The organism is Allocoleopsis franciscana PCC 7113 (assembly GCF_000317515.1).
Taxonomy (GTDB): Bacteria; Cyanobacteriota; Cyanobacteriia; order Cyanobacteriales; family Coleofasciculaceae; genus Allocoleopsis; species Allocoleopsis franciscana.
The window spans coordinates 84,807-93,032 of record NC_019760.1 but is presented as its reverse complement, the minus strand read 5'-3'; the positions used below and the strand labels follow the sequence as shown (position 1 = coordinate 93,032).

General features: G+C 46.7%; 5 protein-coding genes. 4 read left to right on the top strand and 1 reads right to left on the bottom strand.

Annotated features, from left to right (window positions below; translation table 11 throughout):
* Positions 1-10: 10 nt before the first annotated feature.
* Positions 11-2,377: a GumC family protein gene (locus tag MIC7113_RS31710; RefSeq protein ID WP_015211541.1), complete on the bottom strand. Its 2,367-nt coding sequence runs from the start codon at positions 2,375-2,377 to the stop codon at positions 11-13.
* Positions 2,378-2,987: 610 nt separating this feature from the next.
* Here MIC7113_RS31710 and MIC7113_RS31705 point away from each other — a divergent pair.
* From MIC7113_RS31705 to MIC7113_RS31685, 4 genes are all read left to right on the top strand, one after another.
* The gene (locus tag MIC7113_RS31705) at positions 2,988-3,188 is read left to right on the top strand and encodes a ribbon-helix-helix domain-containing protein (protein WP_015211540.1); all 201 of its coding nucleotides are present in this window, start codon (positions 2,988-2,990) and stop codon (positions 3,186-3,188) included.
* An 859-nt stretch (positions 3,189-4,047) separates the two neighbouring features.
* Positions 4,048-5,319 carry a glycosyltransferase gene (locus tag MIC7113_RS31695; protein ID WP_015211539.1) on the top strand — a complete coding sequence of 424 codons (1,272 nt, stop codon included), beginning with the start codon at positions 4,048-4,050 and terminating at the stop codon, positions 5,317-5,319.
* Positions 5,320-5,376: 57 nt separating this feature from the next.
* The gene (locus tag MIC7113_RS31690; RefSeq protein WP_015211538.1) at positions 5,377-6,720 is read left to right on the top strand and encodes an oligosaccharide flippase family protein; all 1,344 of its coding nucleotides are present in this window, start codon (positions 5,377-5,379) and stop codon (positions 6,718-6,720) included.
* 377 nt (positions 6,721-7,097) lie between these two features.
* The gene (locus MIC7113_RS31685; RefSeq protein WP_041781529.1) at positions 7,098-8,132 is read left to right on the top strand and encodes a hypothetical protein; all 1,035 of its coding nucleotides are present in this window, start codon (positions 7,098-7,100) and stop codon (positions 8,130-8,132) included.
* Positions 8,133-8,226 lie beyond the last annotated feature (94 nt).

Below are 8,226 nucleotides of genomic sequence, written 5' to 3'. Positions count from 1 at the left end.
CATGAGGCTACTAGGACATCGTTTCATTGAAGTTGTCCGGATTGTATCCTAGCCATTTTCCTGCGGTCTGATGAGCTGGTGGTAGTTCCTCAGCACCAGAATTCCACTCAGGCGCGGTTCCTGTTTCGTAAGGAATGTGGGTATTCCGCTTGAGATGATTTGCCACAACACCCAAAGTGGGTAAGCGATACGTGTTGAGTTGATCCAAGACTTGCATCACTAAAGTACGCTTCGTCTTGCCAACAGCAACAACCATCAAAATCCCATCCGTATGAGCCGCTAGGAAATTAGTATCCATAAAGCTGCCGAACTGGGCTGTGTCATAAACAACCAAGTCAAAGGTAGCTTGGAATTCTTCCATGAGATACTGCATCTGAGCCGACCCAAGCAGTTTGGTCGAGTTGGGTTGGAGTTGACCCGTAGTCAGCACGAAGAGATTATCTATAGCCGATTTTTGGATGAATTCGTTAGGCGCGAGTTTTTTGGCCAGGAGGTCGCACAGTCCCTTCTGGTTTGGAATGCCCAAGCGTTCGTGGATCTGGGGTTGACGCAGATTGGCATCTACCAACAGGACTCGCTGCCCCATGCTAGCTGCCGTTTGAGCCAGATTTAAAGCCACTGTAGACTTCCCATCTTCATGCCCTGCTGAGCAAACCGCTAAAGAACGGACAGGGGGATCGGAAAACAGAAAACGAATGCTGGCGTAGAGAGAGTCGAAGGCTTTCTGAAATTCCGGATCGTTCTGATAGCTGCCCCCGGTTCCTTCGGCAGACTCGACGAAGGCAGGCTGTGCTTTTCTAGAACCTTTATAGACCGGAATTATCCCTAACATCGGCAAGGGGATATCATCTTCCAGTTCCTTGTCGTTGTAAAAGATATTGCGAATTTTTTCTATGAGTACAGCCGTTCCCACACCTAACAGCAGACCGGCTAAAAGTCCCCCTATCTTAATGGGTTTAGCTTTACTGCTGGCTATTGGGTTACCGGTAGGATCGGTCACGAGATGAGGCTTGGAAACTATTTCCCATGGGACTTGCTTTTGAGCCGCCTCGACTCGCAGCGTTTCTCGCTGAGTCAAGAGTTGTTCGCGTGTCCGGTTAGCAATCTCCAACTGCCCCTGTATTGCGTTATATTCCCGTGCAATCGAAGGAAATATCTGGGCTTGTCGCTCCATCGCCTTTTTCGTTTGTGTGAGCGCCTGATTGCGAACTTCCAGAAGCTCAATTTGGTTGGCGGATTCAACCAGTCTCTGAATCAGTCCTATCCGAACCGAATTTTGGAAAGCTTCCACTTTCGGATTGCCTGTTGCCTCGGCTGCGTTCTCCCCTACAATCCGATTGGATTCGTTGCCCTGTAAATTGAGTAGGTTTTGTCGTTTAGCTAGTAGAGATTGGATGACGGGGTTATCATCCTGAAAACGACTTCTTTCTTCGGCAATTTTATTGTCGATTTCCTGAATCTTTGCTTGCAGGGTTCTATAGTTAGGGTCTTCGCTTAACGCTGAGGCGGCGATCGCTTCCGATGGTGTTAGATCTAATTGTTGCTGTAAGCTGGCATAAAGCGTCTTTTGCTCAGCTAAATCTCTTTGGGTTTGTGCTAGTTGATTGTTGATTTCACGAACTTGCGTGAATAATTGATCGCCCTGCGTTCTGGGGTCGGTCAACTTGTTCTGCTGTTGTAGCCGTTGGATTTGCGACTGAAGAGACTCTACCCGCGCATTTAACTCCGGGAGTTGGTCATCAATAAACTTAACCCCTTCACTAATTCGAGTCTTCCGTTCCTGAAGGCTATATTGTAAATATTTTTTCGCGGCGACATCCAAAACAAACTCGACTTGTTTGGGCTCTTCCGCTTCGTAACTAACTTTGAGAATCTTGGTTGGTTCCGGAGAGGTTTCGCTAGCGAGGCGTTCAACAGCAAATCCTTTTGTGAAGGCAAAATAATTCAGCTTAGGATATCGGCTTTTAACTTGCTCATATATGGCAGATAGTATCCTTGGGCTTCTTAAAATCTCAAGCTGAGTGGCGTAGTCCAGGTTAGAAATTCCTTGACCCATCCCTTGTCCACCCTCACGAGTGAGTACAGAGGGTTGAACGAATCTACCCTCATTGGTTACAGGCTCGACTAAAAGCTGAAAATCACCTTTGTAGCTCTTTGGGATATTTTGATTAGCCCAAACAAAGGCACCAACAGTGACTGCACCTGTAATGCCAATCACTAGTAGGGCTTTCCGCTGGACAGTCCTCAAGAGTGGACGAAAATTCATCCCTTTTTGAGGCGGAGTACTGACCTCCGAATTGTCCAGGGCTGGCAATTCCTGCAACTGTCTGCCTCGCTTGCTAATTGATAAAACTTGAGAGACCGGTTCTGTTTCCATTTTGACCTCTATGATAGTTTGTTGACTTGCACCCCCAGAAAAGCCCTCGCGTGGTAGAAGTCTCTAAAGCTTGATGCTCCTCTGGTAACAAACTTTATGATCTACTTTCTTCCTGCTCCGATTAGTTACAACGAGGGCTTCTCACTTCTCGTGTTCCTTGCGATAGCAAGAAAACTCTATGAGCTGGATTGACGGGATGCCACAAGGCACACAAACTTAAATTCATTCATCCTTGGTCATATCGCATGTTTTTACAAGATCTGCTCTTTTACCCGCCCAATCTATATTACTTATATTCCCCATTCTGACCGCTCAACTGGGATATTAGGAAATTTATTTAAAAATGGATTTAGTGACATACAAAGAAGTCGCTTTCCACAAGCGTCATAGGTCTAACGTGACCCACAAGCTTAACTCCCACTGCTGCAATTGCGAAACTTTCCGGTAAGGGCATATCACAATACATCCTTATAAGCTCCTTTCTTCCCCGACGTTCCGGAGCTACGGAGCGATTGTGCGAAGAGAAATCAATAGGCTTGCTCTTTTGTTGGTCGGAGTCTTTACTGATGTGCTATCTTCATCTCAATAGTGTAGCAACATTAGTCGCAACATGGCAAGGCGAGAATATATGCTTCGGGTTCGCCTGAACGATAATGAGAAAGCCAGATTGCAGAAAGAGGCAAACAGGCGAGGTGTCTCTATGTCTGAAGTGATCAAGGACTATATCAAACGTCTTCCGAAAGTTCAGTATGGGTCAGTTGATGGAGAATCATTAGAGCCGCCGTGTGTTCTGCGTTACCCCATCAACTGACAAAAATATCCTGTCGCTAAAATTTCCGGGTTCGTGCCCTAAGAGCGTGTTATCTGGTGAAGGAGGACAACACTCTAACTAGTTCAGGGAGTACTGTGAGAAGCGTCATTTCTCTTCATGAAGAGAAGATTCATGAAGGATAAAATCCTTGTATGACGGAAAAATTGACTCTTCAGAATTGCCTTCTAGTTTTTGTCTTCGGAACACCTTGCTGACTCGTAGCAACGAGCATACGCGACAGGAAAGAAAAAGAATCTGTGGCTACCTAGCTACCTCTTCACTTCAGATGGAGCAGTTCTTGGCCGACAAAACAAGAGTTTTATTGAAACCACATTGGCTCTCGTTGAGTCCCGATACCCATCAAAAAATCGCCCCTGTTGTAGTCGTGAAGAGTGGCGTTAGCTGCCTCTTGTCTCGATGCAAACGCCGTGCGCGTGGCTATGATGGGGATGCAGCTTTTCCTAGTTGCCTACTCAGAGAAAGAGTCGGGCGAGTTCTCCTCTCCCCTTACAGGGATAGAGAAGCAGGGGGTAGTCAATGAGAGAGAGAACACAGCGTTTCTTCCCTTCCCAAGAGAAGGAGTGTTGTACACACCTCACTTTTGAAGGGGATGGAATAGGGAGGCGACATCTAGGAGAAAGAAGGAGATAGTAGCAGACAGGGTGATTTTTCTCCTATCCACTGCCCACAGGAAAGGAAGACACTTCCTCTTCGTGAGCGTCGGGTACTTTCCACTCCAGTTGCTCCAACTGGAAGCAGCAGTCTGGGAAGAGTCGTCACGGTCGTTTACAAAAAGTTTGATTTTTTAACAGCTCTACTAAAGATTAAACAAAAAATACTCCTTTCGAGCGAGTTCACGATGACAATTGCCTATCTAGTTAATCAGTATCCCAAGGTTAGCCATAGCTTCATCCGACGAGAAATTGCTGGAGTCGAGGCGATGGGTCTTCAAGTCGCACGTTTTTCAATCCGCTCGTGTAGCTCCGAACTCGTTGATGAAGAAGACAAACTAGAGCAAGAATTGACTCAGGTTGTCTTAGAAATTGGGAAATTCGGTCTGCTTTTTGCCCTAATTCGCGTTGCGATAACCAGACCCGCTCGTTTTTGGAGTGCTTTATGGCTAATGCTCTTGGTTGGCTGGCATTCAGAGCGAGGAATTTTGCGTCATTTCGCCTACTTGGCTGAAGCCTGTGTTCTTTTACGTTGGTTTTCAGACTTGGGGATAGATCACGTTCATGCTCACTTCGGGACAAATTCAACCACTGTCGCGATGTTGTGTCGTACTCTGGGCGGACCCCCTTACAGTTTCACTGTGCATGGTCCTGAAGAGTTTGATAAAGTTCAAGCGATCGCCTTAACCGAAAAAATCAATCGAGCCGCCTTTGTTGTAGCCGTCAGCTCCTTCGGCAGAAGTCAGCTTTATCGGTGGTGTTCCCAAGAGCAGTGGTCAAAAATCCATGTCGTTCGTTGTGGCGTAGACGAACTGTTTTTGCAGCAGCCCCATATCTCTATACCCGATCAACCTCGACTAGTCTGCATTGGTCGTTTGAGTGAACAGAAAGGTCATTTGCTCTTAATTGAAGCTGCGAGTCAGTTAGCCGCTGAGAACTTGCCGTTTAAACTAGTATTCGTTGGCGATGGCCCCCTGCGACCCCAGATTGAAGCCTTGATTGCACAATACGGACTTCAAGACCACATTGAGCTTACCGGGTGGGCAAGTTCTAATGATGTGCAGCAACAGATTTTAGCTTCACGAGCTATGGTACTCCCCAGCTTTGCCGAGGGGCTGCCCGTAGTCATTATGGAAGCACTAGCCCTCTCACGTCCTGTAATCAGCACCTATGTCGCCGGAATACCGGAGTTAGTAGAGCCTGAAAAATGCGGGTGGTTGGTGCCGCCTGGGTCAGTTGAAGCCTTAACCGCCGCCATGCGAACAGCCTTGCAGTTACCCGTAGAAAAGCTGGAACAGATGGGCAGAACGGGAGCAGAACGTGTAGCCAAACAGCATGATGCCCAACAAGAAGCGACGCGACTCGCGGCGTTGTTCCCCTCTAACATTGAGAAGACTCAGGCAAGCGCTGCACCGCCTCCTCTTGTGAAGGTCTTCACCCCTACGGCAAGGAGCAACTGATGCTGTTACGTCGCCTGACTCCTCACACCTCCGAATTCTTCTCTGGCTCCAGTAATCATGTCATCACTTAAAAAGCAAGCGTTTCGTGCCACAGCCTGGACCATTGGTGGCTATGGGGCAAGTCTGGTTCTGCGATTTGCCAGTAACCTCATCTTAGCTCGCCTGCTCCTTCCAGAGTCCTTTGGCCTGATGGCCTTGGTCAATGTCTTCATCATGGGCTTACACCTGTTCTCAGACGTCGGCCTAGGTCCTTCCATCATCCAGAACAAGCGCGGAGATGACCCAAGTTTTATCAACACGGCCTGGACTATACAGGCTATTCGCGGTGTCGCGTTGTGGCTGGGTTGCATTTTGATCGCTTGGCCTGTTTCCCAAATCTACGGAGAGAAACAGCTTCTATACCTAATCCCCGTAGTGGGTCTGAGTACACTCATTTCTAGTATGGACTCCACTGCTCTATTCACGCTCAACCGCCAACTTGCCGTCGGTAAGTTGGCAATCTTTGAGTTAGGGGGGCAGATTATAGGACTGGTAGCAATGATGATCTGGGCCTACTTTGATAAAAGCGTCTGGGCGCTTGTATCCGGGGGACTTGCGGCTGCCACAGTCCAACTGGTGTGGAGTCATCGGTTATTGCCAGAACAACCTAACCGCTTTGCCTGGGATAAAGAGGCGGCAAAAAGCATTTTTTCGTTTGGTAAGTGGATCTTTTTTTCAACGGCACTCACCTTTCTGGCCTCGCAATCTGATCGCCTCATCCTGGGTAAATTAGTCTCACCCGCTACGCTGGGCATTTATGGCATTGCTTATACGCTGGCTGATCTCCCGCGCTCTGTCATTTTAGCCCTCAGCGGTAAGGTGATTTTCCCGGCTTTTTCCAAGCTTGCTGACCTTCCTCGCGAAGCCTTTCGTGCCAAGATTCTCAAAAATCGCAGACTTCTCCTTCTCGCTTTAGCCCCAGGATTGACAATCCTTGTCAGTTTTGGAGATTTCGCGATTCGCCTCTTGTATAAACCGGTATATCACGATGCCGCCTGGATGTTGCCCATTATCGCTGTGGGTATCTGGCATACCTCGCTGTACAGTACCATGAGCCCTGCTCTTATGGCTCTTGGGAAACCGATCTACAACACTCTAGGGTATCTGCTCACTTTAATAATGCTCAGCACTGCCTTATTGGTTGGATATCATTTCATGCAAATAAAAGGGGCTGTAATTGCCGTCGCCGTTGGCGATATTCCGTTCTATTGCGTAACCATGTATGGGCTTTGGCGTGAAAAATTGGGTTGTTTCAAACAGGATCTTTGGGCAACTGCACTATTCCTCGGCTTACTCACGGCTGTACTTTTCGGTCGATATGTTGTAACAGGAACTCTTCCTATCAGCCCCATCCTTCAGTGAAAAAGAGGATAAATGGAGAACAAAGGGCTAATTTTACCAAGAAAGTTATTTTCTTTATTCTGTTCCAATCGGATGTTATTTTTTGAATATTTGGGTGGTTATATCAATATTTAAATCTGCCACTTTAAGAGAACAAAAATTAATTAAAATCCCTTCTTTTCCGTTATCGACAAAGCTACGTGACTTAAGCTAAATAGTACCTGTATATAGAGTTAAAAACTGTCTATAATCTTATGAAAAACGATGCTCATCATAGTATTCATTGGACAGAACTCGATGTTTTGCGAGGCTTAGCAGCGCTCCTGATGATCTTGAATCATCTGGGATACAAAATTCTGGCTCCCAACTAGGTTGATAGTGGCGGTTCAGGGAGTTTATTGTTTATTAGTAGTTTTGCTCCAGTTCTTTTCTTTTTTGTAACAGGTGTTGGTTACGGAGTTCAGTCGAGCCGGAAGAAAAAGATGGGTCAGTGGACTGTAATTATTAACAAATTTATCATACTAATTCTTGCCGATTTATTAATGCACTGGAGCGATGGAAGATGGCTGGGACTCGATTTTCTGGGATTTATCGCTCTTTCGAGTTTAGTAATGGAATTCATTAGAAGGTCTTCATCTCCACTCACTTATAGCCTTATTGGTTTGGTCTTGATTTCCCTCCTGCGATACTTGCTAGGGCCTTTGATTTCCTCTATTGGAAACGAACCGCAAACCTGGGGAATACTCAATTGGATACTTGGCACTAAAGATACGCCTGGAGTATCTTATCCGCTTTCACCCTGGATGGCCTATCCATTTGCAGGCTACATTATTGGTGTTGCGGCTATGCGTTACAGGGGTTTCATCGAAACCCATCGGTGGCGAGTCGTTTCTGGGTTATTAATGCTTGGAGGACTCAACAGCGTCGCAGGTCTAATCCTATTACAACGTGGGGCATCTTTCTTTCGTTGGGGAACAGTAGGTATCGGTTTTTATGTCGTGAGTTTTGCTGTGATTTCGATCAGTCTTGCCGGGGTATTGGCAATCTGTGGAGAACCCAGGTTAAAAGTTGGCCAAGATACTTTATCGCTGAGGGGTATTGCTTCATTGGCCGTCGTTCCCGTGCATTACTTCCTGATCTACTTGGTGACCATGGCGGGTGGAACGGGGATGGACTTTTTGAAGTATAGCCTGATAGCTATAGCTGTTTTGACGGCGAGCTTTTTCTTAGCCCGCTCGGTCGAGAACCTTAGTCAGATAATTCGTCAAGTCAAGAAACAGAAGGTTGTCTGGTTTGGACTTGCAGCTATGTTTGTCTTGGCAGCGGGTCTTACCTTATTTTATAGCCAAGAAAGCAAAGACCTGGCTCTTTTTACCAGGACGTTCGGTCAGATTGTCCTATGCCTACTGTTTGTCGTTCGCTTGCCTTTATAGTCAGGAGTTTCCGGCTCTTTCAACTGAAGGTTTCCAAGCTGTTTTAGTCACTGAGAATTCTCCATTCTCACTTTATAAACATTCTCGGAGAAGA

What these genes read in the sequence shown, in the direction of transcription:
- MIC7113_RS31710 (WP_015211541.1), bottom strand. Translation starts at nt 2,377, where the DNA reads ATGGAAACAGAACCGGTCTCTCAAGTTTTATCAATTAGCAAGCGAGGC.
- MIC7113_RS31705 (WP_015211540.1), top strand. Translation starts at nt 2,988, where the DNA reads ATGGCAAGGCGAGAATATATGCTTCGGGTTCGCCTGAACGATAATGAG.
- MIC7113_RS31695 (WP_015211539.1), top strand. Translation starts at nt 4,048, where the DNA reads ATGACAATTGCCTATCTAGTTAATCAGTATCCCAAGGTTAGCCATAGC.
- MIC7113_RS31690 (WP_015211538.1), top strand. Translation starts at nt 5,377, where the DNA reads ATGTCATCACTTAAAAAGCAAGCGTTTCGTGCCACAGCCTGGACCATT.